General features: G+C 72.4%; 24 protein-coding genes. 15 read left to right on the top strand and 9 right to left on the bottom strand.

Annotated features, from left to right (window positions below):
- Window positions 1-263: 263 nt before the first annotated feature.
- Complete coding sequence (locus tag ACIBK5_RS34325; RefSeq protein WP_399025804.1) at window positions 264-692, bottom strand: hypothetical protein; 429 nt, start codon at window positions 690-692, stop codon at window positions 264-266.
- A 138-nt stretch (window positions 693-830) separates the two neighbouring features.
- Here ACIBK5_RS34325 and ACIBK5_RS34320 point away from each other — a divergent pair, with 138 nt between their 5' ends.
- A complete protein-coding gene (locus tag ACIBK5_RS34320; RefSeq protein ID WP_193482844.1) occupies window positions 831-977 on the top strand; it encodes a hypothetical protein in 147 nt (48 codons plus the stop codon).
- A gap of 125 nt (window positions 978-1,102) precedes the next feature.
- Window positions 1,103-1,972 carry a hypothetical protein gene (locus ACIBK5_RS34315; RefSeq protein ID WP_399025800.1) on the top strand — a complete coding sequence of 290 codons (870 nt, stop codon included), beginning with the start codon at window positions 1,103-1,105 and terminating at the stop codon, window positions 1,970-1,972.
- Window positions 1,973-1,979: 7 nt separating this feature from the next.
- Here the strand turns inward: ACIBK5_RS34315 and ACIBK5_RS34310 are convergent, their stop codons facing one another.
- Window positions 1,980-2,930 (bottom strand): TIGR01777 family oxidoreductase, encoded by a 951-nt coding sequence (locus ACIBK5_RS34310; protein ID WP_399025799.1) that lies wholly within the window; start codon window positions 2,928-2,930, stop codon window positions 1,980-1,982.
- Between the two features lie 115 nt (window positions 2,931-3,045).
- Between ACIBK5_RS34310 and ACIBK5_RS34305 the strand changes: the two genes are divergently transcribed.
- Window positions 3,046-3,372, top strand: coding sequence for an antibiotic biosynthesis monooxygenase (locus tag ACIBK5_RS34305; protein WP_059416674.1), 327 nt, complete (start codon window positions 3,046-3,048; stop codon window positions 3,370-3,372).
- 78 nt (window positions 3,373-3,450) lie between these two features.
- On the opposite strand, the gene ACIBK5_RS34300 is transcribed toward ACIBK5_RS34305, so the two are convergent.
- Window positions 3,451-4,803 carry a diacylglycerol/lipid kinase family protein gene (locus ACIBK5_RS34300; RefSeq protein WP_399025796.1) on the bottom strand — a complete coding sequence of 451 codons (1,353 nt, stop codon included), beginning with the start codon at window positions 4,801-4,803 and terminating at the stop codon, window positions 3,451-3,453.
- A gap of 320 nt (window positions 4,804-5,123) precedes the next feature.
- On the opposite strand from ACIBK5_RS34300, the gene ACIBK5_RS34295 reads away from it, so the two are divergent.
- From ACIBK5_RS34295 to ACIBK5_RS34275, 5 genes are all read left to right on the top strand, one after another.
- Complete coding sequence (locus ACIBK5_RS34295) at window positions 5,124-5,630, top strand: SRPBCC family protein (RefSeq protein ID WP_399025794.1); 507 nt, start codon at window positions 5,124-5,126, stop codon at window positions 5,628-5,630.
- The gene (locus ACIBK5_RS34290; RefSeq protein ID WP_399025792.1) at window positions 5,630-6,688 is read left to right on the top strand and encodes an LLM class flavin-dependent oxidoreductase; all 1,059 of its coding nucleotides are present in this window, start codon (window positions 5,630-5,632) and stop codon (window positions 6,686-6,688) included. Before ACIBK5_RS34295 ends, ACIBK5_RS34290 begins: the two co-directional genes overlap by 1 nt.
- A 92-nt stretch (window positions 6,689-6,780) precedes the next feature.
- Window positions 6,781-7,467, top strand: coding sequence for a hypothetical protein (locus tag ACIBK5_RS34285; RefSeq protein WP_399025790.1), 687 nt, complete (start codon window positions 6,781-6,783; stop codon window positions 7,465-7,467).
- A gap of 145 nt (window positions 7,468-7,612) precedes the next feature.
- Window positions 7,613-7,999 carry a hypothetical protein gene (locus ACIBK5_RS34280; protein ID WP_399025788.1) on the top strand — a complete coding sequence of 129 codons (387 nt, stop codon included), beginning with the start codon at window positions 7,613-7,615 and terminating at the stop codon, window positions 7,997-7,999.
- Between the two features lie 98 nt (window positions 8,000-8,097).
- The gene (locus ACIBK5_RS34275) at window positions 8,098-9,201 is read left to right on the top strand and encodes a GNAT family N-acetyltransferase (RefSeq protein ID WP_399025948.1); all 1,104 of its coding nucleotides are present in this window, start codon (window positions 8,098-8,100) and stop codon (window positions 9,199-9,201) included.
- Between the two features lie 140 nt (window positions 9,202-9,341).
- On the opposite strand, the gene ACIBK5_RS34270 is transcribed toward ACIBK5_RS34275, so the two are convergent.
- Window positions 9,342-9,929 (bottom strand): hypothetical protein, encoded by a 588-nt coding sequence (locus ACIBK5_RS34270; protein WP_399025786.1) that lies wholly within the window; start codon window positions 9,927-9,929, stop codon window positions 9,342-9,344.
- Between the two features lie 149 nt (window positions 9,930-10,078).
- Here ACIBK5_RS34270 and ACIBK5_RS34265 point away from each other — a divergent pair, with 149 nt between their 5' ends.
- Both ACIBK5_RS34265 and ACIBK5_RS34260 read left to right on the top strand, forming a co-directional pair.
- Entirely contained in the window at window positions 10,079-12,640 is a 2,562-nt protein-coding gene (locus ACIBK5_RS34265) for a SpoIIE family protein phosphatase (protein WP_399025785.1), read from the top strand.
- Window positions 12,641-13,250: 610 nt separating this feature from the next.
- A complete protein-coding gene (locus ACIBK5_RS34260; RefSeq protein WP_399025946.1) occupies window positions 13,251-13,913 on the top strand; it encodes a GAF and ANTAR domain-containing protein in 663 nt (220 codons plus the stop codon).
- 22 nt (window positions 13,914-13,935) lie between these two features.
- On the opposite strand, the gene ACIBK5_RS34255 is transcribed toward ACIBK5_RS34260, so the two are convergent.
- On the bottom strand, window positions 13,936-16,068 hold the full coding sequence (locus tag ACIBK5_RS34255) for a SpoIIE family protein phosphatase (protein WP_399025783.1): 2,133 nt from the start codon (window positions 16,066-16,068) through the stop codon (window positions 13,936-13,938).
- A 158-nt stretch (window positions 16,069-16,226) separates the two neighbouring features.
- On the opposite strand from ACIBK5_RS34255, the gene ACIBK5_RS34250 reads away from it, so the two are divergent.
- Complete coding sequence (locus ACIBK5_RS34250) at window positions 16,227-16,955, top strand: ankyrin repeat domain-containing protein (protein WP_399025781.1); 729 nt, start codon at window positions 16,227-16,229, stop codon at window positions 16,953-16,955.
- A gap of 7 nt (window positions 16,956-16,962) precedes the next feature.
- Here ACIBK5_RS34250 and ACIBK5_RS34245 read toward each other — a convergent pair whose 3' ends face one another.
- The gene (locus ACIBK5_RS34245) at window positions 16,963-17,145 is read right to left on the bottom strand and encodes a hypothetical protein (RefSeq protein WP_399025779.1); all 183 of its coding nucleotides are present in this window, start codon (window positions 17,143-17,145) and stop codon (window positions 16,963-16,965) included.
- A gap of 224 nt (window positions 17,146-17,369) precedes the next feature.
- Here ACIBK5_RS34245 and ACIBK5_RS34240 point away from each other — a divergent pair, with 224 nt between their 5' ends.
- The 3 genes from ACIBK5_RS34240 (at window position 17,370) to ACIBK5_RS34230 (ending at window position 21,580) form a co-directional block, all read left to right on the top strand.
- Entirely contained in the window at window positions 17,370-18,182 is an 813-nt protein-coding gene (locus ACIBK5_RS34240; protein ID WP_399025777.1) for a chitosanase, read from the top strand.
- 92 nt (window positions 18,183-18,274) lie between these two features.
- A complete protein-coding gene (locus tag ACIBK5_RS34235) occupies window positions 18,275-19,261 on the top strand; it encodes a DMT family transporter (RefSeq protein ID WP_399025944.1) in 987 nt (328 codons plus the stop codon).
- 57 nt (window positions 19,262-19,318) lie between these two features.
- Window positions 19,319-21,580, top strand: a complete 2,262-nt coding sequence (locus tag ACIBK5_RS34230; RefSeq protein WP_399025775.1) for an MMPL family transporter — start codon at window positions 19,319-19,321, stop codon at window positions 21,578-21,580.
- A gap of 10 nt (window positions 21,581-21,590) precedes the next feature.
- On the opposite strand, the gene ACIBK5_RS34225 is transcribed toward ACIBK5_RS34230, so the two are convergent.
- From ACIBK5_RS34225 to ACIBK5_RS34215, 3 genes are all read right to left on the bottom strand, one after another.
- On the bottom strand, window positions 21,591-22,358 hold the full coding sequence (locus ACIBK5_RS34225) for a sulfite exporter TauE/SafE family protein (RefSeq protein WP_399025774.1): 768 nt from the start codon (window positions 22,356-22,358) through the stop codon (window positions 21,591-21,593).
- A 215-nt stretch (window positions 22,359-22,573) separates the two neighbouring features.
- Window positions 22,574-24,541: a DUF1996 domain-containing protein gene (locus tag ACIBK5_RS34220; RefSeq protein WP_399025772.1), complete on the bottom strand. Its 1,968-nt coding sequence runs from the start codon at window positions 24,539-24,541 to the stop codon at window positions 22,574-22,576.
- A gap of 264 nt (window positions 24,542-24,805) precedes the next feature.
- Entirely contained in the window at window positions 24,806-25,492 is a 687-nt protein-coding gene (locus ACIBK5_RS34215; RefSeq protein ID WP_399025770.1) for a lytic polysaccharide monooxygenase, read from the bottom strand.
- Between the two features lie 222 nt (window positions 25,493-25,714).
- Here ACIBK5_RS34215 and ACIBK5_RS34210 point away from each other — a divergent pair, with 222 nt between their 5' ends.
- A complete protein-coding gene (locus tag ACIBK5_RS34210; protein ID WP_399025768.1) occupies window positions 25,715-26,791 on the top strand; it encodes a YihY/virulence factor BrkB family protein in 1,077 nt (358 codons plus the stop codon).
- Window positions 26,792-26,793 lie beyond the last annotated feature (2 nt).

Raw genomic sequence — 26,793 nt, 5'->3', positions numbered from 1 at the left:
TCGCTTGCGGTCTCATCCTTCCTCGTCACGGCGGTGCCGCGCGAGGGGGACACCACTACGAGGGCCGGATGTGCGCCAAGCCACGAGAAGGAGACACCTCGGACGGCGGGAGTTGCTATGGAGCACACGGAGGCGGTGCCTACGGGTGCCGAGGCGCGCCGGGGACCACAAGGAGGCGGCGCTGCGGACCACCGGGAAGTCCGGTGATGCGCGCCGCGCCGCCTGCCCTCCTCGTGGCCGTCACGTCGAACGCCGTGCCGTGGTCAGATCCGTCCGCCGGTGAACCGGGTGACGGGGCCGTGCGTGCCGCGTTCCGAGCGGCGTCCCACCGCGTAGGACGCGGCGCTCAGGGCGGTCAGGCCGGCTCCGACGCCCGCGGCGACGAGCTTGCGGTGGGCGATGACCGTCCAGGCCGTCTTCGCCGTGGCCGCGACATGGCCCGAGGCCGTGACGACCGCCTGACGGCCGGCCTCGACGCCCTTGGCCGCGGTCTGCATGGCCGCCGTCGTCGCCTCGGCGGAGCGCTCGGCGCCGGCCTTGACCGCTGACCCCGCGTCATCGGCCTTGGCCGCCGCACGCTTCGCGGCCTGGGTCGTCGGCGCGGTCGCCTTGTCCGTGGCGTTGCGTGCCTTGGACTCCGTCGCCTGAATGGTGGTCGGCTTGTGATTCGTGCGCTTGTTCTGTTCAGTCATGGACACCGACTTGCCTCTGACTCCGTCGGCAAACACGTTCGGTCGACCGCCGTCGGGGCGCGAGAGGGCTGAGCCCCTCGTCGGAGGGGTAGGCGGGCTACAGACAACAAGCACGTCAGACACGAGGGAAGGTGCCCCATGGCCAACATCCTGGATCGCATCAAGCAGTTCGCCCGGAGTCCGCAGGGGCGGCGGGCCGTCGAGCAGGCACGGCGGGCCGCGGCCGACCCCCGCAAGCGGGCCCAGGCCCAGCGTCTGCTGGGCAAGCTCCGGGGCCGCCGCTGACCGGACCCGGCATCCGCACCGGCCGCGTCACGAACCGTCCCGGTGGCCAACTCCTCGTACCGACACGTGTGTTCATGTCCGGTTCGGGCACTTGGGTCGCACCACACCTGAGAGGAGCTGGTTCGATGAGCAGGGCAGGGAACGGCAGGAGGGTCTGCGCCTTAGGCGTCGCCGGTGTCCTGGCGGGAACGGTGCTGACCGGCTGCGGCGACGACGGGGACACCCGCGACGGTGCGCGGGGTTCCTCCGCCGCCGGCGGCACACAGGAGCAGGGCACGCAGGCGGTGCGCTCGGCCTACGACAGGACGGCCGAGGAGGACACCGCCGAGGTGAAGCTGCGGGTGCGGACCTCCGCCCAGGGTGCCTCGGAGTCGGCCGACGGGCAGGGCGTCGTGGACCTGGACGACGGCGACAGCGTCATGACGCTCACGGTGCGGGGGCAGCGGATCGAGCAGCGCGTGATCGATCAGGTGCTGTACCAGAAGATGCCGAAGGGGCAGGCGCCGGACGGCAAGCCCTGGATCAAGATCGACCTGGGGAAGGTCGCCGAGAAGCAGGGCGCCGGCGACAACTCCATGAGCGATCCGGCCCAGTCGGCGGCATACGCCAAAGCCATCTCCGACAAAGACGTGACCAGGAAGGGCACGGCCACGATCGGCGGGGTGCGGACCACGCACTACCGCGTCTCCGTCGACGTCGCCGAGCTGCCCGGCGGCGACACTCTTCGCCGGCAGGTCGGCCCGACCCTGCCGATGGACGTGTGGCTGGACGACGACGGCCGGATGCGCCGTCAGCAGATCGACATGACCCTCAAGGCCCCGACGTCGACGCAGCGGTCCTCCGGCGACGCCTCGTCCGCGCCGCAGAAGGTCACGGTGCGCACGGTCATGGACTTCACCGACTTCGGTACCGAGGTGGCGGCGGACGAGCCGCCGGCCGGGCAGGTCACCGACATGACCGGCAAGGCCCTGGAGCAGGGCCAGGGGCAGAGCTGACGCCGGCTCACCCGAGGCCGCGGCCGCGGACCCGCCGCACGAGGTCGTCCGCGGCCTCCGGCCAGCCGGGGTGCTCGAAAGCGAAGCCCGCTTCGAGCAGACGGCCGGGGACGACGCGGCGGCTCTTCAGCAGCAGTTCGGTGTCCGAACGCAGCACGAAGGCGCCGGCCTCGGCCATCCAGCGCGTCGCCGGCAGCCCCACCGGCATCCCCCAGGCGGTACGCAGGGCGCGCATGAAGGCGCTCTGCGGCAGGGGCGTGGGAGCGGCGATGTTGACCGGGCCCGTGATGTCGTCCCGGGCGACGAGGAACTCCACCGCCCGGACGAAGTCCCGGTCGTGGATCCAGGACACGTACTGCGCACCGCCGGCGACCGGGCCGCCGAGGCCGAGCCGGGCCAGCCGGAGCAGGACGTCGAAGACTCCGCCGCGGTCCGGGCTCATCACCATGGCGGCGCGCAGGGCCACCTTCCGGGTGTCCGGTGTGTCGGCCGTCTCCTGCTCCCGCTCCCAGGCCTTGGCGATGTCGACGCTGTAGGACCAGTAGCCGGGGGTGCCGGGTTCGGCTCCGCCGATCACGCCGGTGGCCTCGTCGTTGGGCGCGTCGAAGCGGTGGGCGTAGACGGTGGCGGTGCTCATCTGGAGCCAGAGCCGGGGCGGCCGGGCGGCTTTGGCGATGGCCTCGCCCACGACCCGGGCTGAGTCGACCCGCGAGTCCATCATGGCGCGGAGGTTGGCCGGGGTGTAGCGGCAGCTCACGCTCCGGCCGGCCAGGTTGACGACGACATCGCTGCCGTCGATCTCCTCCCCCCACGGTCCCGGGGTCGCACCGTCCCAGTGGACTTCGCCCTGACGTGCGGGGCGCCTGCTCAGCACCACGACGTCATGTCCGGCGGTGCTCAGCGCGCGCTTGAGGACGGTGCCGACCTGTCCGGTCCCGCCGGGTATCACGATCTTCATGAAGGTCTCCCCCTCGACGTGTGGGGCCGACCCTAGCTCACATTTGAACGCGTTCAAAAGATCCGGCGGCGCAGGTCCCGGTCGGCGCGGAGGTGCCATCGGGCAAGATGGGGCCATGAGCGTAGTCAAGATCAATGTGCTGACCGTGCCCGCCGAGCAGCGGGAGACGCTGGAGAAGCGGTTCGCCTCCCGCGCGCACACCGTGGAGAGCTCCGACGGGTTCGAGTGGTTCGAGCTCCTCCGCCCGGTGGAGGGCACCGACACCTACCTCGTCTACACGCGGTGGCGTGACGAGGCGTCGTTCCAGGCCTGGATGGAGGGGCCGATGAAGGCCGCGCACCAGGGCGGCGGCGAGGGCGGCGAGCGGCCCAAGCCCGCCGCGAGCGACTCGACCCTGTGGTCCTTCGAGGTCGTACAGCAGGCGGGGCCGAAGGGCGCGTAACCCGCTTGATCGCATGTGAGAGGTCCCCCCTGCCGTTTCGGGCAGGGGGGACCTCTCACATGGGACCGGGCGCCGCGCTCAGGGGCGCCGGGAGCGTGTGGGTGCTGCGGTACGGCCGACCGCGGCCGCCAGCTTGCGGAGCCGGCGCCAGTCCAGGCGCGGTGGCGCCTCGGGGACTCCGGGGCGGTTGCGGGGCACCCGGACGCGCAGGGCCCGGCGTGCGATGCGGCAGTGGACGGGGGCTGGCAGGGTGAGCGCCTCGCCGTCGAGGCCGACTTCGAGATGCGGTTCGTCGGAGTGGACGACGACGTGCTGGGCGGTGAGCACGGTGAGGCCTTCCGGGCGCGGGGACAGCAGGAGTTCGGCCGCTTCCACGGCACTGTCCACGCGGACCGCGAGCACGCCCAGCTTCCCGGAGTTGAGCCGCTCGCGCCGGCCGAAGCCGAACGGGTCGTCCATGCGGTAGGCGTTGTTGCTCACCAGGACGGCCTGTGGGTCGGCGATGGTGGTGCCGTCGGCACTGGCCGTCAGACGCGGGCCGCTCTGGCGGGTGAGCAGCTCGGGCAGCCGCTCCAGCGCGGCACCCACCTTGTCGTCGCGGTAGCCGGGGCTCTGGACGACGGCCCCGTAGACCCCGAACGACGCGTTGTTGACGAAGGGGCGGTCGTCGGCGAAGCCGAGGTCGACGCGGAGTTCGACCCCGTCCGTGAGGGCGTCGAGGCAGGTGGACGGGTCGTCCCGGTCCAGGCCCAGGTCCATGGCGAAGTGGTTGCGGGTGCCGGCCGAGATGACGAGGAACGGAAGGCCGTGTTCCGCCGCGACGGCGGCGACCATCGCCTGCGTACCGTCGCCGCCCGCGACGCCCAGGAGGTCGGCTCCGTCGGCCACGGCGGCCTTGGCCAGGGCGGTGACGTCCTGATGGTGGTCCGGGTCGAGCATGACGACCCGGGCACCCAGCTCCTCGGCCTTCTCCTTGAGGGAGAACTTCTCGACCTTGCCGCCGCCGGAACGCGGGTTGAGCAGGAGGAAGGGGCGCTGCGGCGGCGGTGTGCGGTACTCCTTGACCCGTACCGGCCGCAGACCCGTGCTGCGCAGGGCGTAGCGGCCGCTCCAGACCGCGACGCACCACAGCAGCAGCGAGGCGAAGACCACCCAGATCAGATTCGCGGCCGCGAAGAGGATGATGACGCCGACGGGGGCGACGACGGCCAGTACGGCCGCCGCCATGCGTGCCGGTCCGCGGCGGGACAGGACCCACCAGAGCGCCGCCGCGGTCAGGGCGAGTCCCGCCAGGCCGGCCAGAAGCAGCAGCAGTCCCTTCAGACCGCCTGAGACGAGAGGCAGCAACGCCGCGAGCGCGACCGCGGCCAGGGCTCCCCTGGCCGCCCATCTCTGCCGGCGGTGATCCCGCTCGCCCATCGCCGATCCCATCTCGTCCTCCACTCGAAGACTCGGGCGCACCCTCGCGGCCGCGCCCGGCCGTACTTCACGGTGCCCGCCGACGGATCGGCTCGGCCACTGCCGTCCCTGATGACTCCCCACCGGCGGGCACGTCAGACGTGAAGATCCCCCGGGGTGCAGCCATCGGTAGCGTACGCGGCCCCGCGAGTGTTGTTCCGCGCACTGGGACACGCCTGCGCCCACCTTCACGGCCCGTTAAAGGCACGGACACATACGCCCTCTTGACCTGGTGAGTCTCATTACGCAACCCTTCTGCCCACAGTCCCTGTCAACGAGGAGGCCGGCACGCGATGGAGTGGACGGGCGCGCGGTACGCGGACGGGCCGACGGTGGAGGTGACGACGTGGATCGCCGCTCCGCCGGAGAGAGTGTGGGCACTGGTGTCGGACGTGACGCGGATGCCGGAGCTGAGCGAGGAGTTGCAGTGGGCGGGGTGGGCCGACGGAGCCGCCGGGCCTGCCGTCGGGGCGCGCTTCACCGGCCGGAGCAGGCACGAGTCGCTCGGTGCGTGGGAGACGACCTCCACGGTCGTCACCTGTGACCCGGAGCGGGTGTTCGCCTGGGCGGTCGGGGATCCGGCCGAGCCCAGCGCCGTCTGGCGGTTCGGGCTCGAGCCCAGGGACGGCGGGACCGAGCTGTCGCAGTGGATGCGGATGGGGCCGGGGCGTTCCGGCCTCTCCTTCGCGATCGACGCCATGCCGGAGAAGGAGCAGAAGATCGTGTTCGTGAGGTTGCGGGAGTTCGAGCGAGGCATGACCGCCACGCTGGAGCACATCAGGCAGCGGGCGGAGGCGTGATGCGCACGGCGACGACCGTCGAGGCGGCGGCCCTCGGCTCCTGGTCCCGGCAGGCCGACTTCGTCGTCGAGGCGGAGAAACTGGGGCTCGACGTCTGCTGGGTGGCCGAGGCCTGGGGATCGGACGCACCGTCCGCCCTGGGCTTCTACGCGGCCCGTACGGAACGGATGCTGCTGGGCTCCGCGGTCATGCAGGTCGGGACGCGCACCCCGGTGGCCCTCGCCCAGGCCGCGATCACGCTGTCCAACCTGTCCGGCGGGCGTTTCCTGCTGGGTCTGGGCCCGTCCGGACCGCAGGTGATGGAGGGGCTGCACGGGGTGCCGTTCGCCCGCCCGCTGGCCCGGATGCGCGAGACCGTGGAGATCGTGCGGCAGGTGGTCGCGGGCGGCAAGATCTCCCACTCGGGCTCCGAGTTCAGGATCCCGCTGCCCGGCGGGGAGGCGGTGCCGATGCGCCTGTCGATGCGGGCCGAACACCCCGTCCCCGTCTACCTGGCCGCGCTGTCGCCCGCCATGCTGCGGCTGACCGGCCAGGTCGCGGACGGCTGGCTCGGCACCAGCTTCGTACCGGAGGGCGCGGCGGACGCCTACTTCGCACCGCTGGACGAGGGGCTGGCCGCCGCCGGGCGCGGACGCGCCGGGTTCGACGTCTGCCAGGGCGCCGAGGTCGCCTTCGCCCGTGACGAGGAGGCGCTCGGCGGCATGATCGCGAGCCGGAGGAAGGAACTCGCCTTCAGCCTGGGCGGCATGGGTTCCGCGTCGACCAACTTCTACAACCGGGCCTACGGGCGTCAGGGCTGGGCCGAGGTCGCCGCGGAGGTGCGGGAGCGCTGGCAGGCGGGCGACCGGGACGGCGCGGCGGGGCTCGTCACCGACGAGATGGTGCTGGCCACCACGCTCATCGGCACCGAGGAGATGGTGCGGCGACGGCTGCGGGTCTGGCGGGACGCCGGTGTGGACACGGTCCGCCTCTACCCGGCCGGGGAGACCCTGGACGACCGGCTCGACACCCTTGGCCGGGCGATCGAGTTGGTCCGGGAGGCCGGTTCCGGAGCATGAACCCGGTCCGTCCGCCGGGCGCACCGGCGGACGGGTAGGCTCCCGTGCTGATCACCGGCCGACACGAACAACTGGGGGGCTCCGTGCGGGCCATGGCTACCGTGACGACGACCGCGCTCGCGTGCCTGCTGGCGGGCGCCGCCCTGGCCGGGTGCGGCTCCGGCGGCACCGGCGAGGACAGGTCCGCGGGCGATCTCCTCGACGAGGCCAACGCGACGATGCGAAAGCTGGACTCCGTCACCGTCGACATCACCAACCGCACCACCAGAGGTACCGTCACCAGCCATCTGGAGACCGACCTGGACAGCCGGTGCAGAGCGAAGACCGAGATGCCCGGAGGCGCCGCTCTGGAACAGATCCGTCTGGGCGAGACCGACTTCGTCCGGCCGAACCGGGCCTATCTGCAGAAGTGGAAGAAGAACCCGGGTGTCACGGGCGAACAGCGGAAGTGGGTGAAGACGCCGGTGGACCCGGCCGCTTCGGGCAACGACCTCACCTCCTGCGAACGGCCCTTCGACTCGTTCGGCACGGCCGAGAAGGGCGGCTCCACCCGGGTCGGGGGCACGAAGGCCATCGAGCTGATCGTGACCGACAAGGCGGACAAGGAAGGGACGTACACCTTCTACGTGGCCGACGAAGGCAAGCCCTACCTGCTCAAGACGGTCTACAAGAACGCTGCACAGCACACCACCACCGCGTTCAGCGCCTTCGACGAGCCCCTCGGCATCCGGGCGCCGAAGGCGGGCGAGGTGCTGAGCCTGCCCGGCGGCAGCAACTGACCCGGTCCGGCAAGGAGGGCGGCAGCGCTTTCCGTTGGATTTCGGCAGCAACTGGCCGACCGGGGCGAATCGGCCCACAAGGGCTTGACGCGGGCGAGACGCGCTCGGCCTACTGGTAGGCGCAGCGGCCGTGTCGGGGGGTCTGATGGTGCGGCGACGATGGGCGGCGGTGGTGGGCCTGGTGGTCTGCCTGCTGTTGCTGCATCTCGTCGTCCCGGGGCCGGCACAGGGCGAGCGCACGGCGGGGGCCGCGGTCACGGCGGCCGCGGATGTGCGGCCGGCCGGTGCGGCATCGGCACCTGAGGCCGAAGGAGCCGGGGAGCCCTGTCCGTGCGAGGCGGAGCCCTCGCTCCGGTACCTGGCGGCACGGACCCCGAGGGCCGCGGGCGCGGCCGGGGCGAGCGTGGTGGTGACCGGGACGCCCGTGGCGGACCGGGGCGGTACGGACCTCCGGGCGGTGGAGACCAGCCGGTGTACGGGGACGGCCGGGTCCGCCCCGAACGCCGTGGAGCTGCAGACGTTCCGCTGCTGAGTGACGGCAGTACCGACAAGGGGCCTGCGCCGTGCGGCCTGAGTACTGCCTGGTGCCGATTCGCGGCGATGTACAGGCCTTCGTGTGTCCCCATGCCGATGACACAGGAGGCAGAGTTGCCTGGAAAGCGCGTTCTCGTTCTGCGGCCGGACGAACTGGGCCCGAACGACCAGAAGATGTGGCGGGAGATACGGACGGAGTCCGCGGCCCCCGCGAATCCCTTTCTCGACCCGGCGTTCACCACCGCGGTGGGACAGGTCAGGCCGGGCGCGAGAGTGGCGGTACTGCTCGACGACGGCTCCCCGGTCGGGTTCTTCCCGTACGAGAGGGGCCCCTTGGGCCATGGCCGGGCCATCGGGCTCGGTGTGTCCGACAGCCAGGGGGCCGTGCTGCGGCCCGGGATCCGGCTCGACGCCCGCGGGTTGCTGCGGTCCTGCGCGCTGTCGTCCTGGGAGTTCGACAACCTGGAGGCCGGCCAGGGGCTGTTCCTGCCGCACGCCGCCGAGGAGCTCGCCTCCCCGGTCGTCGACATCGGCGAGGGGTTCGAGCGGTACAGGGAGCGGTTGCGGGCGAAGTCGCCGGGCTTCCTGAGACAGACCCTGGCCAAGGAGCGCAAGCTGGCCCGGCAGGTCGGCGAGGTGCGGTTCGTGTACGACGCCCGGGACCCGGACGCCCTGCGGGCGCTGATGGACTGGAAGTCGGCGCAGTACCGGCGGACGGGCCGGCGCGACCGGTTCGCACAGGAGTGGATCACCCGGCTGGTGACGCTGCTCGGGGAGAGCGAGGAACCGGAGTGCCGCGGCGTGCTGTCCGTGCTCTACGCCGCGGACCGGCCGGTGGCCGCGCACTTCGGTCTGCGCTCGCGCACGGTGCTGTCCTGGTGGTTCCCGGCCTACGACCGCGCCTGCGCCAAGTACTCCCCCGGCCTCGTGCTGCAGCTCAGGATGCTGGAGGCCGCGGCGGCCGACGGTGTGGAGACGGTCGACCTGGGGAGCGGCCCCGCCCGCTACAAGGAGTCGCTCAAGACGCGTGACCTGCGGGTGTACGAAGGGGCGGTGGTACGGCCCGTGCCGGGCGGAGCCGTCCACTGGCTGGGCCGGGAGCCCGCCCGGGCCGCCCGCCGCTTCGTGCGCAACCGGCCCCGTCTGGCCGGCGCCGCGGCACGGACCCTGGCGGAACTGGGACGCATGCGCGGCCGGTGAGAGCGGCCCCGCCGGGCGGGCGGGGCGCCGGTGGGCGCGGCCCGAGCGGACGTATCACCGTGGAGGTGCTTGCCCTGTCGCACCCGGCGGATCATCCGGACCCGCGCGCCCGGCTCCGGAGAACCGGGCGCGCCGTGCCGTCACCTCGCGGCGGTCCAGCTGTGGGCGACGTCGACGATGACACGGTCGTCCAGCTGCAGCACCCGGAAGGGGAGCCGGGCGCGGAGGCCGAGTCCGATCTGGGTCTCCCCCTCGAAGCTGCCCGCGAAGCGGGTGTCCCGGAAGGTGCGATAGCCGGTGAGGTCCACTCCCGGCAGCGGACGCGCCACACGACCGGGATAGGTGGCGGCGCCGGTCTCCGGGTCGTAGGCGGGCGCCGCGACCCGCACCTCGAGGACGGCTCCGCCGGTCACGGGGATGTGGCGGCCGGATCCGTCCTGGTGGAGCCGGTCGACATAGCGGACGGAGTACCCGGCGTCGCGGCCCGCGCCGGGCAGGTCGATGACCATCCGGTCGAAGCAGGTGTGACGGCCGGTCCTGATGTCCTTCACCGGCGCGATCGTGGCGCTGGTGTCGGTCTTGGCGAGACTTCCCCAGCCGGTGGGGCACGCCGCGGCCTGGGTCGTCTGCCGGGCGGCGACCGGAGCCGCGCCCGCCGGGACCGCGGCCACGCCCACGGTGGCACCCACGAGTGCGAGAGTCGCGCATGCAGTTCGGATTCGTACCATTTTCGCCCCCGAGGCTTATGTGTTGCTGATATCGGGTGAGACGGCCGTGACGACCGGAAGGTTGCACTTGCCGTGCCGGAGTGCCGACCATGGCACATCCTGATGGGGAGCGATTGGTGTCCGGTGCGTCCGTACCGGGAGGACGCGAGATGGATGAGGCAGCCGCCGTGCCGGACGGGCCGCGGTCATCCGGCGGCCGGGGCGGGGGCGACGGCCGGGTCCGGACCGGAGACACCGGCCGGATCGAGGACGCCCTCACCGCTCCGCTGATCGCGGCCGTACGGGACCTCGGGGGGTACGGCGGCCTTGTCTACCTGCGCTCCCGCGACCGGCGCTCGCTGGTGCTGGCCCTGGTGACCGGGGTGCCCCGGTCGCTGCTCAGGGCGTGGTGGCGGGTGCCCACGGGCGGCGCGCTGCCCATGGCCGAGGTCTACCGGCGCGACGAGCCCCTGTGGCTGCCGGACGAGCGCGTCACCATGGTTCGTTTCCCGCACTTCACCGCCGGGCTGCCGTACTCCTTCGGCTCCGCCTACCAGCCCGTCCGGGCCGGCGGGGAGGCCGTGGGCGTGCTGGTCGTGCTGCGCTCGGCCGCCCGGTCGCCGATGGACGCCGAGGCGGTGGATCGCGCGCTGCGCCCCGCCGGGCGGGAGATGGAGGAGCGCCTCGGCCGCCTCGCCGCCGGCCGGTCCGGCTCGGGCGCGTACCAGGTGGAGTTCGACGACGAACCCGTCAGCGTGCGGCTGCCCACGGCCGCCGTCCACCCCGTGCGGGTCGGTCTGTTCGACTGGGACCTGGACAGCGACCGGTGCACGCCGGACGACGAGGCCCTCGCGCTCCTCGGCATCTCCGAGGCGGACTTCGACGGCACCATGACGGCCGTCGAGGCCCGGGTCAGCCCGGACGACCTGCACGAACTGTGGGCGAGCCGGCAGGACGCGCTGACGCACGGCCGGGTCAGATCCCGTCACTTCCGGGTCCGGGACGACTCCGCCGGCAGCGGGGAGATCGGCTACCGGCCCGTCGAACTGTGGGGTCATCTCCTGCGCGGCGGCACCGGCTCCGCCCGGATCCTGGTGGGCGCCCTCGTCGACGCGGCGGGCGGGCTCACCGCGGCCGAGGCGGCGGAGCGACTGCCCGACGGGCTGTTCTCCCTGGACCAGGACGGCCGTCTGACCTACGCCAACCGCCGCTGCGAGGAACTGCTCGGCGCCGGCCGGGAGGAGCTCCTCGGCCGCTATCCGTGGGAGGTGATCACCTGGCTCCGGGATCCCGCGTACGAGGACCGCTACCGGGCGGCGATGCTGTCGCAGGAGCAGGTGTCCTTCCTCGTGCGGCATCCCGCCGGGAACTGGCTGAGCTTCGTGCTGTTCCCGGACGTGCACGGGCTGACCGGGCGGGTCCATCCGACCGTCCCGCCCAGCGGAGGCGAGGAGGCGCGCGAGGCCGGGTCGTCCGCCGGTCCCGTGCCGGGCGCCGCGGCCGTGGCGCCGCCGCCCGGGCCGGTGGCGGCGGCGCGGGCCGGAGCGCTGTACCACGTGGTGCAGATGGCGAGCGTGCTCACCGAGGCGGTCACCGTGCAGGACGTGTGCCGGGCCGTTTCCGAGCAGTTGCTGCCCGCGTTCGGCGCGCGGGAGCTCGCCCTGTACACCGTCCGCGAGGGCCGGATGTACCTCCAGTGGGAGTCGGGGTACCCGGAGGGCTTCCTCACCCAGTTCGAGGGCGTCGCCCTCGACACGCGGCTGCCCGGCGTGCACGCGCTGACCACGCGGCTGCCGCTCTTCTTCGAGTCGCCCGAGGACCTCTCCCTCGCCTACCCGGGCATCGCCCTGGACCGGATGAACGCCTGGTCGTTCCTGCCGCTGATCGCCTCCGGTCATTCCGTCGGCTCCTGCATCCTCGGCTGGGACGCCCCGCACCGGTTCACCGCCGACGAGCGGTCCGCCCTCACGGCGCTGGGCGGGCTGGCCGCCCAGGCGATGGAGCGGGCACGGCTCTACGACTCGGAGTCCGCCGTCGCCCGCGGTCTCCAGGAGGGGCTGCTGCCGCACCGGCTGCCGGCGGTCGACGGGCTGCGCACCACCGGCCGCTATCTGCCGGGGACGCAGGGCATGGCCATCGGCGGTGACTGGTACGACGTGATCACGACCGGGCGTGGTGTGGCCCTGGTCATCGGGGACGTCGAGGGCCACAGTGTCGGCGCCGCCGCGGTGATGGGCCAGTTGCGCAGTGCGGTGCACGCCTTCGCCGCGAGCGAGCGGCCGCCGCAGGAGGTCATCACCCATACCAACCGGCTGCTCACCGAGCTGGAGTCGGACGCCTTCGCCACCTGCTGCTACATCGAACTCGACCCGCTCACCGGGCGGGCGCTCGCCGTGCGGGCCGGCCATCCCCCGCCGCTGCTGCGCCACCCCGACGGGCACGCGGAGACGCTGGACCTGGTGGGCGGGGTCATGCTGGGTGTGCAGCCCGACTCGGTCTATCCCGTCACCGCCCTCACGCTGAACCCCGGGAGTGTTCTCGCCCTGTACACCGACGGGCTCGTGGAACAGCCCGGCAGTGACATCGAGACGGGCATCGAGGAGGTCCGCCGCGCGCTGGCCGACACCCCGGCGGACTCGGTGGAGCATCTCGCCGACCGCCTGGTGAGAACAGCCCGACGCGCCCCCGAGCGACCGGACGACGTGGCCCTCCTGCTGACGGCGTACCGCTGACGGGCGCGGCGTGCCGGTCACGGCCCCGGCTGCGCCGAAGGGGGACCGCCGCATCCAGGCCCCCGGCATCACCGCCGCACCGAGCTCGGCGGCTCCCCCGCACATCCCGGCCCCGGTGAACGCCACACCATCCGCCCCGGCCGCACCGGCACGTCCGCCCGGCGAGCGCCCCGCACGCGACCCGTCCGGCTACCGCATATCCAGGCCCAGTAGGCACCACGCCATCCGCCCCGGCCGGCACCGGTACATCCAGGCCCCACCGGCACCGCCGCCCCGGTCCGGCAGGCGCCGCCACTTCGTCGGCCCCTACGGGGTCCGCATGTCCGGGTCGGCGGACGTCGCCTCGCCCAGCACGCCTGGTCACCGCTTGGCCCGGCCCGGTTGGCGCCGCCCGCATCCCCGGTCCGGTGGGTGCCGCCGTATCCAGAGACCGGCGGGTTTCGGCGCGGCGCGGGCCGGGCCGGTCGGGCTCGTCGGGGCCGGCGCCTCGGCGGCGGTCGGGCGGTGCAGGCGCGGGGCACGGGGGTGGGTGGTGTGGTTCGGAGTACGGTGGGCGGGACCGGGGAGCGAGGCGGTGGTGGCGGTGGAGTGGCAGCGGTATGCCGAGCAGATGGCGCAGCTCGCCCGGGATCTGGTGGCCCAGGATTCGGTGCAGGCGACGCTGGACGAGATCGCCGCGTCGGCGGTGAAGCTCGTCGAGGGCTGCGACGCGGCGGGGATCCTGACGGTGTCCAAGGGCCGGGCCGTGACACTGTCCGCGTGCGGCGACATGGTCGAGGAGTCCGACCGGCTGCAGGGCGAGCTGGGCGAGGGGCCGTGCTTCGACGCCGCCCGGCGTGTGGACGGCGAGCGGCTGTTCCGTATCGCCGACATGACCACGCCGCAGGCGTCCTGGCCGCGGTTCTCCCAGGCTGCCCGCGATCTGGGGATCGGCAGCATGACCGGTGTGCTGCTCTACACCGAGCAGGAGGACTTCGGCGCGCTGAACCTCTACTCGCGCCACCCGGGGGCCTTCGGCAAGGACATCGAGGCCGCGGGCTGGCTGCTCGCCTCCCATGCCGCCGTGGCACTGGACACCGCCCGTACCGTCGACCAGCTCGAGCACGCCCTGGAGACCCGGCACGCCGTGGGAGAGGCCATGGGGATCCTCATGGAACGCCACCGGCTGAGCGAGGACGAGGCCTTCGGCGTGCTGCGGCGTATCTCGCAGAACCACAACATCAAGCTGCGCGACGTCGCCCGGCACGTTCGCCCGGATCCCTTCCAGGCCTGACCGGGACGTCGCGGCAGCGGGCTCAGGCCCGGTGGCGGTCGGGGCGGTACGCGCGCAGCAGGAGCACCGCGATGTCGTCGGTGTGCTGCCCGGTGGGCGTCGTGTGGTGGACGAGCCGGTCGATGAGCCGTTCCAGGTCGTGGCCGTCGGCGGCGTCCAGCTGCGCGGCGAGATCGGACGTGGTGCGGGTCGCGTCGGTGCCGGGGAGCTCGACCAGACCGTCGGTGTAGAGGGCGAGCGTGGTGCCGGGGAGCAGGGGCGCGGTGGTGACCGGGTAGTGGTTGCCGGTGTCGATGCCCAGCAGGGGGCCGGGCTCGACGTCGAGGGCCGCGGCGGGGCGGCTGGTGTGCCGCAGCAGCGGCGGCACGTGTCCCGCGCTGGCGAAGGCCACCTGGTGGCGGGTCAGGTCGAGATGGGCGTAGAGGCAGGAGACGAGCAGTTCGGAGTCGAGGTCGGCGAGGAGCCGGTTGGTGCGCACGAGGACCTCGTCGGGTGCGGCGCCCGCGGTGGCGTGGGCGTGGATGGCGGTGCGCACCTGGCCCATGAGAGCGGCGGCGGCGATGCTGTGGCCCTCCACGTCGCCGATGACGGCGGCCGCGGTCGTCTCGTCCAGGCGCAGGAGGTCGAAGAAGTCGCCGCCGACCTCGATGCCGTGGCCGGCGGGCAGGTAGCGGGCGGCGACGTCGAGGCCGGACAGGTTCGGCAGGGCACGGGGCAGCAGGGCGCGCTGCAGTTCGTGGACGAGACGGTGTTTGGTGTCGTAGAGCCGGGCGCGGTCGAGGGCCTGGGCGATCAGTCCGGACAGGGAGGTCAGGACGGCGCGTTCGTCGGCGGTGAAGGTGTGCGGGTGGTCGTAGGACAGGATGCAGCAGCCCACGGGCCGGCCGGAGATGATCAACGGCAGGAAGGCCCAGGCCTGTTTGCCGCTGATCTGGGGGGCGCCGGGGTAGTTGGCGGCCAGCTCGGCCGGGGAGGCGAAGAAGGCGGGGGTGCCGCTGGCGAGGACCTGGCCGGCCGGGGTGAGGTCGGTGTCCAGCGACAGGGCGTCGAGGCGTTCCATGACGTCGGCCGCGTAGCCGTGGTAGCCGGTGATCTTCAGACGCCCGGCCTCGGCGACGGACAGCACGAGGCCCTGGGCGCCGAAGGCGGGCAGGATCTGGTGGGCGCTCAGCGCCACGAGGTCGCGCACGGTCACGGCCTCGGTGAGCGCGGCGGCCAGGTGCACCAGTTGGTAGAGGCGTCCCGTCGGGGCCGCCGCGGGGCTGCGCGCGGCGGCGGGCGGTGACGGGGTCTCGGTCCGCTCTCCGCCCGGGGCGACGCGGACGCTGATGCCGCTGGTGTCCGGGTAGAGCTGGAAGGTGAGCCACAGGTCGGGCGGGCGGAGCGCGGTGAACGACACGGGGGTGCGGCCGACGACCGCCGTGCGGTAGTGGTCCTCGTAGACGGGGTCGTCCAGCCAGGGCAGGGACTGCCAGGGCCGGGTGCCGAGCAGCCGGTCGGCGCGGCAGCCGAGCAGGCGGGCAGCGGTGGTGGTGGCGAAGGTGATACGGCCCTCCAGATCGAGGGACAGGGCGCCTTCGGGGAGGCGTTCGAGGTAGTCGGCGGCGGCCAGGCCGGTCTGCACGGGGTGGTGCTCGGCGTCGACGGGGACGACGCGCGGCTGGTCGGGCAGGGCGGGCGGCCCCGCCGCGTCGTCCAGCAGGCGGGCCATGCGGCGGGCGCTGGAGGTGATGTGGCCGCGTACGCGTGGCGTGATGCCGCGCGGCCGGACGGCGGGCCACATCAGCACGATGCCGCCCCAGCGGCGCCGTACGCCGGCCAGCGGCACGGCTGCCAGGGCGAACGGGTAGGGCAGGACCGCGGCGGCGCGGGGGTAGCGGCGGGCCATCTCCTCCTGGCTGGCGATACTGACCAGTGTGTCGTCGTGGATCGCGTCGGCGACCGGGACCGGCGCGGTCAGGGGCAGCCGCTGCCAGGGGGCACTGAACGCGATCGGCAGGCCGCAGAGCGCGACCAGCCGCAGCACGGGCTCGGCCTCCTCGATGAGGTACAGGCCGCCGATCGAGGCTCCGGTTCCGCGCACGGTGTCGGCCAGGGCCGTCCCCAGGGCGTCCAGCGTCCCGGCGCCCCCGGGCGGCGCGTTGCTCGCGGACATGCTGTCCTCCCGCTCCTATCCGGACGCTACGCCTCACGGAGCCTGCGGGCATGTCGTCGGGCGGGACTGCGTGGATGCGTGCTACGGGCACGGAGCGTGGTGCGCGGGGGTGTCTTCCTACAGAATCGGAGGCCCTGGACGGCGATCGGGAGGCCGGCTTGCAGACGCTGACATCACAGGATCCGCTGGCCGTCGCCGTCACCGCGGCGATCCGGGCCGGGGACCTGCCGGAGCTCGGGCGGTTGCTCGCCGGCCATCCCGGTCTGGCCGCGGCACGCGTCACCGAGCAGGGCGAGGACGGCAAGGGCACGCGCAGTCTGCTGCACATCGCGACCGACTGGCCCGGCCACTTCCCCCACGGTCCCGAGGTGGTCGCCGCCCTGGTCGCCGCGGGGGCCGATCCCGACGCGCGCTTCGGCGGTGCGCACACGGAGACGCCGCTGCACTGGGCCGCCAGCAGCAACGACGTGGCCGTCCTGGACGCGCTCATCGCCGCCGGGGCCGACATCGAGGCCCCCGGGGCGGTGATCGCCGGTGGCACTCCGCTCGCCGACGCCCGCGCGTTCGGCCAGTGGCGCGCCGCGCGCCGGCTGGTCGAGCACGGCGCCCGCACCACCCTCCAGGACGCCGCCACGCTCGGCCTGCTCGACCGGGTCAAGGTGTACGTCGAGGCCGGGGAGTCCCCTTCGGCCGACGAGATCACCAGCGCCTTCTGGGGCGCCTGCCACGGCGGGCAGCTGCCCACCGCGCGGTATCTCCACGAGCACGGCGCGGACGCCGACTGGTGCGGCTACGACGACATGACACCGCTCGACATCGCCCGCGCCCATGACGCCGACGACGTCGTGCGGTGGCTGCGCGAACTGGGCGCGAAGAGCCGCTCGTAGGGCCGGGTCACAGGCAGTAGCGCACCATCCACTCGTCCTGGTTGTAGGCGGTGCGCGCGGGGTCGGGGGCGCCCGCGGCCCGTTCCTCGACCATGTCCTCCACGCGCACCGGCTCCGGCAGTGCGCCGAAGCGGGCCCTGCGTGCCGCCGCCTCCGTCTCGCTCCCCTGCTGCGACGTCGCGTCGTCCACCGCGATTCCCCTCTCTCGCCGGCCTTCGAGGCCGATCGGCCTCGCTGCGCAATGAGTTGACGTGCGGGGCGGGCTCCTGGTTCCCGTGAGGGCGATCAGCCGGCTCGTTCGACCCCACGAACTTCGCCTCTGACGGTTCCCGGGACGCCGAGACAGTGATAGGAAACCTTCCTATCAGTTGTGCACGGCCAGCTCTCCCACCCCCCACTCTGTCTGGAGGCCCCGTGAGACACCCGACCCCGCGCCGCACCGCTCTGGCGTTGTTCGGCGCCGCCCTCGCCGCCGCCCCGCTCCTGAGGCCGTCGCACGCCACGGCTTCCGCCCGTGCGATCGGGCTCGACGACCCGGCGAAGAAGGAGATCGCCATGCAGCTCGTGTCGAGCGCGGAGAACTCCTCACTCGACTGGAAGGCGCAGTACCAGTACATCGAGGACATCCGCGACGGCCGCGGCTACACCGCCGGCATCATCGGGTTCTGCTCCGGCACCGGCGATATGCTCGACCTCGTCGAGCTCTACACCGGCCGCAGGCCCGGCAACGTCCTCGCGCGGTACCTGCCGGCACTGCGCCGGGTCGACGGTTCCGACTCGCACGACGGGCTCGACCCGGGCTTCCCCGGCGACTGGCGCCGGGCGGCCCGTGACGCCGTGTTCCGGCGGGCGCAGGACGACGAGCGCGACCGGGTGTACTTCGGCCCGGCGGTCCGGCAGGGGAAGGCGGACGGGCTGCGGGTGCTGGGCCAGTTCGCGTACTACGACGCCATCGTCATGCACGGCGACGGCAACGACCCGCTGAGCTTCCGCAACATCCGTAAGCGTGCCCTGCGTACGGCTGAGCCTCCGGCGTCGGGCGGTGACGAGGTGACCTACCTCGACGCCTTCCTGGACGCGCGGGTGTGGGCCATGAGGCAGGAGGAGGCGCACAGCGACACGAGCCGGGTCGACACGGCTCAGCGCGTCTTCCTGCGCGGGCGCAACCTCGACCTCGATCCGCCGCTGGACTGGAAGGTCTACGGCGACAGCTACCACATCGGCTGACCCCAGGGCGGCGGCCCGGGGCGGATTGGTCCATGAAGCAGGCACGGGAGTGGACCTCCAGCCGGGCCGCCGCGCTGCCTAGCGTCGCCGGTATGAACGTCACCACCACGCGGGGAGCCCTGCTCGCCGCGTTTGCCTGTGTCCTCGTCGGAGCGTCCTTCACGGCCAACAGCGTCCTGGGCGAGTACCCGTACGCGGGCGGCCAGTTCCTGCGCTACGGGCTTGCCTGTCTGCTGCTCCTGCCCCTGGCCGGGAGGGGCTCGACCGCCCGGCTGCGGGCGCTGACGCCGCGTCAGTGGGTCCGTCTCGTCCTGCTCGCCGCCATCGGCATGGTCGGCTTCAACCTGGCCGTCATCGCCGCGGAGCGCACGGCGGAACCGGCGGTTCCCGGTGTGTTCGTGGGCTGTGCGCCGGTCGTCGTCGCCGTGCTCGTGCCGCTCCTGGACGGGCGCGGGCCCAGGCGGGCGGTGCTGTGCGGGGCTCTGCTCGTGGCCGTCGGCGCCTGCGCGGTCCAGGGCTGGGGGCGCGCCGACGGCGCGGGCCTGGCCTTCTCCGTGTGCGCCCTGGCGGGGGAGGTCGGGTTCGCCGTGCTCGCCGTACCCGTGCTGCGGCCGCTCGGCCCCCGGCTGCTGTCCGCCACGGTGTGCGCGGTCGCCGCGCTGGAGTCGGCGGCGGTCGGTGCGCTCGTCGACGGTGCCGGGTGGCTTCGGCGTCCGGACGCCGCCGAGGCCGCCGCGCTGCTGTGGCAGGCGGTGGTGGTCACCGTGATCGGGTTCGTGTGCTGGTACATGGGCATGCAGCGGATCGGCGCGGAACGGGCCACCCTGTTCTCCGGCCTCATCCCGGTCGCGGCGGCCGGCACCGCGCCACTCGTCGGCACGGGCTCCTACGGCCTGGCGCAGGCGGCGGGCAGCGCGCTGGTCGGCCTCGGCGTCGCCCTGGGGTCCGGGGCGCTGAACCTGACCGCCGCGCGCCGGCGCTTCGGCGGGCGAACCCGGCGCGCCGCCCCGGCGACGACCTTTCGGGGGAACGCCCACCCGGAGTGGCAGGGCGCCCGCGCGCCGGAAATGCCGGAGTGATCCCCCGCGCATCTAATGGACGGCACCTAATGTCTCAGCCGACACAGGAGCCCGTAGATGCCGCACTCCCGCACCGGTCAAGGGGACAAGAAGGCCGCGCGTGCGGGTCTGCTGCGGCGGCTGGGCGAGTGGTGCGCACGCCACTTCGGGATCGTCATCGGGGCCTGGCTCGTGGCGCTGGTGACTCTCCAGGTCGTCAACCATGTGTCCGGGGGTGAGTACTCCGACAACTTCTCCCTCCCCCAGGCGCAGGCGCAGAAGGGTCTGGACGTGCTGAAGGAGCACGACCCGCAGGCCGGCGGCTACAGCAGCCAGATCGTGCTGCGCGACGACAGCCAGGAACTGACGGCGCTGAGCTCGCAGATGTCCACCACGGTCGCCGACCTGGAGAAGCTCCCGCACGTCCTGTCGGCCCAGAACCCGCTGTCCGCCCCGGGCTCGTCCTCGCAGCAGTCGCAGCCGAACGTCGGGCCGCTCTCGGACGACAAGAAGACGGCGTACATCACGGTCCGTTTCAATGTGCAGCCCTCGACGCTCGGCGCCGGGTACCTGAACGGCGTCGACTCCGCCGTACAGCCGCTGCGTTCGGCGGGAGCGGAGGTCGAGTACGGCGGGCCGCTCGGCGAACTCGCGAGGCCCCCCGCCGACGACCGGGTGAGCGAGCTGATCGGGTTCGGTGTCGCCATCATCGTGCTGCTGGTCGGGTTCGGCAGCGTGATCGCCGCCGGCGTTCCGCTGCTCACCGCGCTGATCAGCGTCGTCGGCGGTCTCGCCATCCTCGGGTTGCTGGCAGCCGCGTTCACCTTCGCGACGGTCTCGCCGACCCTGGCCACCATGATCGGCCTCGGTGTCGGTATCGACTACGCCCTGTTCATGATCACCCGTCACCGGCAGAACCTCATCGACGGCATGGACCCGGTGCGGGCCGCCGGGCAGGCCGCGAGCACCAGCGGCCACGCCGTCCTGGTCTCCGGCTGCACGGTGATCATCGCGCTGGCGGGTCTGTCCGCGTCCGGGGTCTCCTTCATTTCCCTGCTCGGTCTCGCCGCCGCCGTCACCGTGGTCTCGGCCGTCGTCGGCGCGCTCACCCTGGTCCCCGCCCTGCTCGGCCTCATCGGCCGGTATATCGACCGCTACCATGTGCGCCGCCCCGTCGCCGAGACGAACGCCGAGGCGGGTGAGACGGCGCAGGGCACCTGGCACCGGTACGCGCAGCGGGTGGAGCGCAGGCCGCTGTGGTTCCTGTCGGGGGGCGTCGCCGTGATCGCGGTGCTCGCGATCCCGCTGTTCTCCATCCAGCTCGGCCACATCGGCGACGGCGCCGACCCGACCTCCTTCACCGACCGGCGGGCGTTCGACCTGATGACCGACGCGTTCGGGCCGGGCTCCAACGGTCCGCTCACCGTGGTCATCGACCAGACGAACGTACCGGACTCGCAGCGCGACGATCTGGCCTCGCGCGCCCAGACGACGCTCGACTCGGTCGAAGGGGCCGCCACCGTCACCCCGCTGACGCCCACCCAGGACGGGGACGTCCTGGTCGGCACGGTCTACTCGACCGTGTCCCCGCAGAACGCCGCGACCACGGACCTGACCAACCGTCTCGTCGGCGACACACTGCCGGACGCCGTGCAGGGGACGGACGCCAAGGGGTACGTCACCGGCACGACGGCGACCCAGGTCGACTTCCGTGACATCGTCGCCTCCCAGCTGCCCGTGATCATCGCCGTCGTGGTGGGCCTGGCGTTCCTCATCATCCTGGCCGTGTTCCGGGGGCTGCTCGTCGCCGTCAAGGCGGCCGTCCTGAACGTGCTGTCGATCGCCGCGTCGTACGGCGTGGTCGTCGCGGTGTTCCAGTGGGGCTGGGGCGGGCCCGCGCTCGGCGTGCACGGCAAGGTGCCCATCGAGAGCTATGTGCCGATGATGATGTTCGCCATCATCTTCGGCCTCAGCATGGACTACGAGATCTTCCTGCTGTCCCGCGTCCACGAGGCGTGGCGGCGCACCGGAGACGCCAAGGCGTCGGTGGCGCACGCCCTGGAGATCACGGCCCGGGTCATCACGAGCGCCGCGCTGATCATGGTGAGCGTGTTCGCGGCGTTCATCATCAGCGACAACATCGTGGTCAAGATGCTGGGACTGGGACTGGCCGTCAGCGTGCTCATCGACGCCTCCGTGGTACGGCTGCTGATGGTGCCGGCCGTGATGACGCTGCTCGGGGCGCACGCCTGGTGGACGCCGCGCTGGCTGGACCGGGTGCTCCCCCACATCGACGCCGAAGGGGAACAGGCCACGGCGGGCGGCCGTCCGGCGCCGTAGCGAGCCGGCCTCAGTGGAGCACCAGGTGGACGAGGGCGACGGCGCCGACCGACACGATCAGGGTCCGCAGGACGGCGGGGCTGAAGCGGCGGCCCGTCCTGGCCCCGACCAGGCCGCCCAGCGCGGATCCGGCGGCGATGAGGACGACTGCCGTCCAGTCGAACTCCGCGAAGAAGAGGAAGAGCAGGGCGGCGACGGTGTTGACGACGGCCGCGAGTACGTTCTTCACGGCGTTGAGCCGCTGGAGCGTCTCGTCGAGCAGCATGCCCATCAGGGAGACGTAGATGATGCCCTGCGCGGCGGAGAAGTAGCCGCCGTAGACGCTGGCGAGAGTCAGCCCCGTGAACAGCAGCGGACCGCCGTCGGGACGGGCGGGGCCGCCGGTTCGGCGACGGCGGCGGCGCACCCGCTCCGCGATGAGGGGCTGGCAGGCGACCAGGACCAGGGCGAGGCCCACCAGGGCGGGCACGATCCGCTCGAAGGCCGCGGCGGGCAGGGTCAGCAGCAGCACGGCGCCCGCGAGGCCGCCCAGCACGGCAGCGATGCCGAGCAGGAGGACGCGCCGTCTCTGACCCCGGAGTTCCTCGCGGTAGCCGATGACCGCGCTGATCGAGCCGGGCACCAGCCCGAGCCCGTTGGACACGGTGGCCGTGACCGGAGGCAGTCCGGTGGCGAGCAGCACCGGGAAGGTGATCAGCGTTCCCGAGCCGACGACGGCGTTGACGGCACCGGCGCCCGTACCGGCCGCGAACACGGCCGCCATCTCCCAGGGCGTCATGCCGCGACTCCGCCGCCGGCGCCGCGTCCGGCGTTCCAGGTGCTGTCCATGGGATCACGCTAGAGGGTGCGCACTTCGGGGTTCGCCGAAGGGTGCCGGACGCCTGAGATCGAGCCGGCCGGATCGATGTCACCCGGATACATGGACGAGAGAACGGCGGCGGGATCCCAGGGGATCCCGCCGCCGTTCCCGGGGCACGTCAGGGCGTTGTCGTGTCAGCTGCGCCGGGCCCGGCGGAGGACCACGAAGCCCGCCATGACGAGTACGGCGCCTGCCGCGGCCGGCCAGAGCTGAGCGCCGGTCTCGGCCAGGCTGCCGCTGCCGACCGCCTGGGGCTCGGTCCGGGGCGGGGTCGCCGGGGTGGCGGCGGCGCTGGTCGCCGTGCCGACGGCCTGCGACTGGCCGAGGCCGTCCGAGTCCTCGCCGCTGCCGTCCTTCGCACCGTCCTGTTCACCGGACTTCGCCGAGGGCGTCGCGTACACCTCGGCTTCGCCGGCGGGCGAGTCGCTGGGCTCCGGTTCGGGGGCCGGTTTGTCCGTCGCCGGAGGCTTGGCAGCCTCGTCCTTGCCGCCCTTGCCGCCATTGCCCGTGTCGCCGGGCTTGCCGCCCGCGTTGCCGTCCTGCGGGGCGTCCGGGGTGCGGGTGGGCTGCTCCTGCGGAGCCTCGGGGGTCTTCGTCGGCTCCTGACTCGGCTCCTCGCCCGGCTGCTGGCTCGGCTCCCCGCCCGGCTCCGCTCCCGCTCCTGCTCCGCACTTCCGGCCCTCGTTGATGCAGTCGACCATCTCCCCCATCAGGTCCTCGTCGAAGACGTTGATGAAGTCGCCGTGGTCCGTGACCGGCTTGTGCAGCTGCTCGGGGAAGGAGTCCACCGCGAACAGCGGCGTCGTACGGCCGCCGTCCCGCAGGCTCGGCGCGTCGACGTCGTAGACGATGCGCTGGACCAGCTGCGGGATCGGCCGGAAGCCGGACGGGCACGCGCCGGAGGCGTCGGCGAAGGCCACGTGGGTGCGATGGTTGGCGCTGTCGATGTTGCGGCCGTCCCAGCAGCTCTGGAACTTGAAGGAGCGCACGACGTCGCTGCCCTTCGGGCAGAGCGGGTACTTGTCCTTCAGCTGCCGGTCCTCGAAGCCGGTGCAGCTCCAGGAGGCGTTGGCGTTGGCCGTGCCGTTGACGAACGCCTTGGCGTCGCCGGTGATGATGCGCAGCAGCCGCGGCATGGCGGTGACCTTGTCGCGCGGGTTCCCCTCGAAGTTCAGGGTGACCTGCTTCGGCGTGACGATCGCGCCGGCGTTGCCCTCGATGCCGCCGCCGGGCGAGTTGGCGTCCTGCTCCTGGGTGCCGTTCTGCACGCGCAGGACGGGCCAGTAGTAGGAGGACTTGTCGCCCTGGTCGTCGCAGCTGGTCTCGGCGTTCGCGAGGTCCTGGTCGCTGGCGAAGGCGTTGTTGGCCTGGTTGCCGACGTAGTCGTGGAAGTGGTGGGCGCCGTTGGTGACACCCGGGGCGGCGATGATGTTGTCGGAGTTGAACAGGCCGTTCTCGTTCACGCCGCAACTGGTGGCGAAGGTGCCGCGGGAGGCGTTGCCCTTCTGGCGGGGGCTGTTCACATTGGGCTGGACGCCGGTGATGTCCGCGAAGTCTGCGGCGACCGGTCCGTTGCCCGCCTGTCCGCCGTTGTTGCCCTGGCCCTGTTCCTGGCCGTTCCCCTGCTCCTGGCCGCCCTGGTCCTGCTCCTCGCCGGGCTGCTCCTGGCCGTCGCCGTCCTGGCCCTCGCCCTGCTCGGGAGCCTGGTTGCCGGAGTCCCGGACGGTGCAGGCCGCGAGGGCGTCGAGTCCCTGGGGGCGGTCTCCCACCCGGTCGATGGCGATGGCGATGCGCTCGAGGGTCGCGCCCCGCTTCTCCTTCAGCGGGTTCATGATCGCGTTGTCGGCGAAGCCGGAATCCTGCTGGATCTGCTGCGCCGATTCGCTCAGCCGCTGGTAGGCCTTGGCGATCTGCTCGTCCAGGAGGGCGAGTTCCTTGTCGACCTCCGTCCTCGCCTGCTCGGGGACCGAGGTCAGCTTGGTGCCGACGTCCGGGCAGTCGATCGTGGCGCCGGCGGTCCGCACCCCCGTACCGGACCGCGTCTGGGCGGACTCACCGCCCGAACCGCCGTCCGTGGCCGAGGCGTAGACGTTCGCCGCCATCAGGCCGCCTCCGCCCAGCATCAGCGCGACTGCGGCGAAGGTCGCGCGCCGTGGGCCTGTAGGGCGTCTTCGCGAATTGCGTGCCAAGGGTGCTCTCCTGCGCTTGAGGCGTGCCGGGCATGAAAATCCCCTCGCCCCATACGTGCGGGAGCACCGGAGCGTTCAGCCGCTCCTGAAATTCTTCGGGAACTCTCAGAAAGCCCGCACAGTCGTATCCCGCCGGACTCGCCCCGTCCGGCGGGATACGGCAGTCGAAGCGGCAGGTCAGCGGAAGTTCACATCACTGCACAGGAAGTAGGTCTGGTCCATGTGCGACGCCTGCCAGATCGTGTAGACGACATGCCGGCCGCTCAGCCCCGAAGTGCTCACGGGGATCTCGTAGTTCTGGCTGGGCGCGTACCTGCCTGTGCGGGTGACGAGCCGGAGGTCGTTCCAGGTCAGCGGCTGGGTGGCGGGGTTGAAGCCCTGCCGCGTGACGTACACCAGGAAGTAGTCGGCGCCATGGCTGGCCTGGTCGTACAGCTTCACGGTGAAGTTGCCGCCGATGTCTGTCGTCTTCCAGGCGCCGACGGTGTCGAGGGAGTTGTACCGGCCGCCCTCGGTACGGCCGCCGCTGCACAGCTGGCCGTTGGGCACCACGGCCTGGAAGTTGCCGCCGGAGCCGTTGCGGTACAGGCCGTTCCAGTTCCACATGGCGTTCGCGTCGCTCCGCCACGCCTGCCAGCACATGGGGTCCTGCTGGGCCATGGCGGGATTGAGGTGGTCGTTCCCCCAGCGCAGCCAGCAGCCGTAGTTGCGGGATGCCGGGTCGACGACCGAGCCGTGGGCGACAGCGGTGCCGCTCCATGGAATCAGGCTGAGCAGCGCGGCTACCAGCACGCTCAGGGCGAGCGTCAGACGGGACCGGACCGGACGGGGCCCAGCCTTATAGACATGACCATGACAATTCATGATCTCCTACTTTCGGATGTGGGGGTTGCGGTGCTTGCGGTGTGCCTTGTGTGGGGAGTGCGGGCGCGGCGTGGGAGCGCTCCCGCACTCCCACGCTGCGCCCGATGGCACCAGTCGGCAACGCGCGATTGCGCCACTTCCGCGCCTCCTGGCGCGTTCGGTGCGTTCGATGCGAAGCGGGCTGACCGCTTAAGGGCAGGGACCGGGGTTACCCGGGCCCACATGGTGAAGCTGCATATTCCAGGACGAAAAGAACACGAGGCGACTGAGGCTCCGCCTTCGGAGCAGTCCGAGAGCTCTCGGCAAGCGCCCGGGACGGCCGGTCCGGGGCCCGATGTGGAGCGTGCGGCGCCCGACACGCCGAGTGAGCTGCCCCGGACGTCGTGGAGCGCGGTGCTGAAGGGGAGCGTGCGGGAGTTCAAGAAGGACGAGCTGACCGACCGGGCGGCGGCGCTGACGTACTACACGGTGCTGGCGATGTTCCCGGCCCTGCTCGTCCTGGTGTCGCTGCTGGGGATCACCGGCAGATCCACCACGGACAAGGTGCTCGAGAACATCCAGCAGTTCGCTCCCGGCGCGGCACGGGACATCATCACCCGGGCCGTCGAGCAGTTGCAGGGCAACGCCGGGATCGGCTCACTGATGGCGATCGTCGGTCTGGTCCTGGCGGTGTGGTCGGCCTCCGGCTACGTGGCGGCGTTCATCCGCTCCGCCAACGCCGTCTACGACGTGCCCGAGGGGCGGCCGGTGTGGAAGGTGCTGCCGGTGCGGGTGGGTGTGACGGTGGTGCTGATGGTGATGGCCACGATGAGCGCGCTGATCGTGGTCTTCACGGGCGGGCTGGCCCGTCAGGCCGGGACGACTCTGGGCATCGGCGACACCGCCCTGACCGTGTGGTCGATCGCGAAGTGGCCCGTTCTCGTCGTACTGGTCACGATCATGATCGCGATCCTGTACTGGGCGACCCCGAACGCCAAGGTGAAGGGGTTCCGCTGGGTCACACCGGGCAGTGTGCTGGCCCTGCTGATCTGGCTGGCCGCGTCGGCGGGCTTCGCCGTGTACGTGGCCAACTTCGCCTCGTACAACAAGACCTACGGCACGATGGCCGGTGTCATCGTCTTCCTGGTGTGGCTGTGGATCACCAACCTGGCGATCCTGCTGGGCCTGGAGTTCGACGCGGAGACGGTACGGCAGCGGGCCGTCGCCGGTGGGCATCCGCCCGAGGAGGAGCCGTACACCCAGCCGCGTGACACCCGCGCGTGGGACGAGGAGGACCGGCGCCGGGTCGAGGGGCCCTGAGC

The sequence above is a fragment of the Streptomyces sp. NPDC050546 genome (assembly GCF_044457425.1).
Lineage (GTDB): Bacteria > Actinomycetota > Actinomycetes > Streptomycetales > Streptomycetaceae > Streptomyces.
This window is presented reverse-complemented; position numbering and strand designations above follow the sequence as displayed.

Excerpts from the sequence above, each read along its gene's own strand:
- ACIBK5_RS34325 (WP_399025804.1), bottom strand. The coding sequence starts at position 692 with ATGACTGAACAGAACAAGCGCACGAATCACAAGCCGACCACCATTCAG.
- ACIBK5_RS34265 (WP_399025785.1), top strand. The coding sequence starts at position 10,079 with ATGGATGAGGCAGCCGCCGTGCCGGACGGGCCGCGGTCATCCGGCGGC.
- ACIBK5_RS34220 (WP_399025772.1), bottom strand. The coding sequence starts at position 24,541 with ATGGCGGCGAACGTCTACGCCTCGGCCACGGACGGCGGTTCGGGCGGT.
- ACIBK5_RS34310 (WP_399025799.1), bottom strand. The coding sequence starts at position 2,930 with ATGAAGATCGTGATACCCGGCGGGACCGGACAGGTCGGCACCGTCCTC.
- ACIBK5_RS34260 (WP_399025946.1), top strand. The coding sequence starts at position 13,251 with ATGGCGCAGCTCGCCCGGGATCTGGTGGCCCAGGATTCGGTGCAGGCG.
- ACIBK5_RS34295 (WP_399025794.1), top strand. The coding sequence starts at position 5,124 with ATGGAGTGGACGGGCGCGCGGTACGCGGACGGGCCGACGGTGGAGGTG.
- ACIBK5_RS34285 (WP_399025790.1), top strand. The coding sequence starts at position 6,781 with ATGGCTACCGTGACGACGACCGCGCTCGCGTGCCTGCTGGCGGGCGCC.
- ACIBK5_RS34210 (WP_399025768.1), top strand. The coding sequence starts at position 25,715 with ATGGTGAAGCTGCATATTCCAGGACGAAAAGAACACGAGGCGACTGAG.
- ACIBK5_RS34270 (WP_399025786.1), bottom strand. The coding sequence starts at position 9,929 with ATGGTACGAATCCGAACTGCATGCGCGACTCTCGCACTCGTGGGTGCC.
- ACIBK5_RS34255 (WP_399025783.1), bottom strand. The coding sequence starts at position 16,068 with ATGTCCGCGAGCAACGCGCCGCCCGGGGGCGCCGGGACGCTGGACGCC.
- ACIBK5_RS34225 (WP_399025774.1), bottom strand. The coding sequence starts at position 22,358 with ATGACGCCCTGGGAGATGGCGGCCGTGTTCGCGGCCGGTACGGGCGCC.
- ACIBK5_RS34300 (WP_399025796.1), bottom strand. The coding sequence starts at position 4,803 with ATGGGATCGGCGATGGGCGAGCGGGATCACCGCCGGCAGAGATGGGCG.
- ACIBK5_RS34235 (WP_399025944.1), top strand. The coding sequence starts at position 18,275 with ATGAACGTCACCACCACGCGGGGAGCCCTGCTCGCCGCGTTTGCCTGT.
- ACIBK5_RS34215 (WP_399025770.1), bottom strand. The coding sequence starts at position 25,492 with ATGAATTGTCATGGTCATGTCTATAAGGCTGGGCCCCGTCCGGTCCGG.
- ACIBK5_RS34275 (WP_399025948.1), top strand. The coding sequence starts at position 8,098 with ATGACACAGGAGGCAGAGTTGCCTGGAAAGCGCGTTCTCGTTCTGCGG.
- ACIBK5_RS34315 (WP_399025800.1), top strand. The coding sequence starts at position 1,103 with ATGAGCAGGGCAGGGAACGGCAGGAGGGTCTGCGCCTTAGGCGTCGCC.
- ACIBK5_RS34305 (WP_059416674.1), top strand. The coding sequence starts at position 3,046 with ATGAGCGTAGTCAAGATCAATGTGCTGACCGTGCCCGCCGAGCAGCGG.
- ACIBK5_RS34280 (WP_399025788.1), top strand. The coding sequence starts at position 7,613 with ATGGTGCGGCGACGATGGGCGGCGGTGGTGGGCCTGGTGGTCTGCCTG.
- ACIBK5_RS34290 (WP_399025792.1), top strand. The coding sequence starts at position 5,630 with ATGCGCACGGCGACGACCGTCGAGGCGGCGGCCCTCGGCTCCTGGTCC.
- ACIBK5_RS34320 (WP_193482844.1), top strand. The coding sequence starts at position 831 with ATGGCCAACATCCTGGATCGCATCAAGCAGTTCGCCCGGAGTCCGCAG.
- ACIBK5_RS34230 (WP_399025775.1), top strand. The coding sequence starts at position 19,319 with ATGCCGCACTCCCGCACCGGTCAAGGGGACAAGAAGGCCGCGCGTGCG.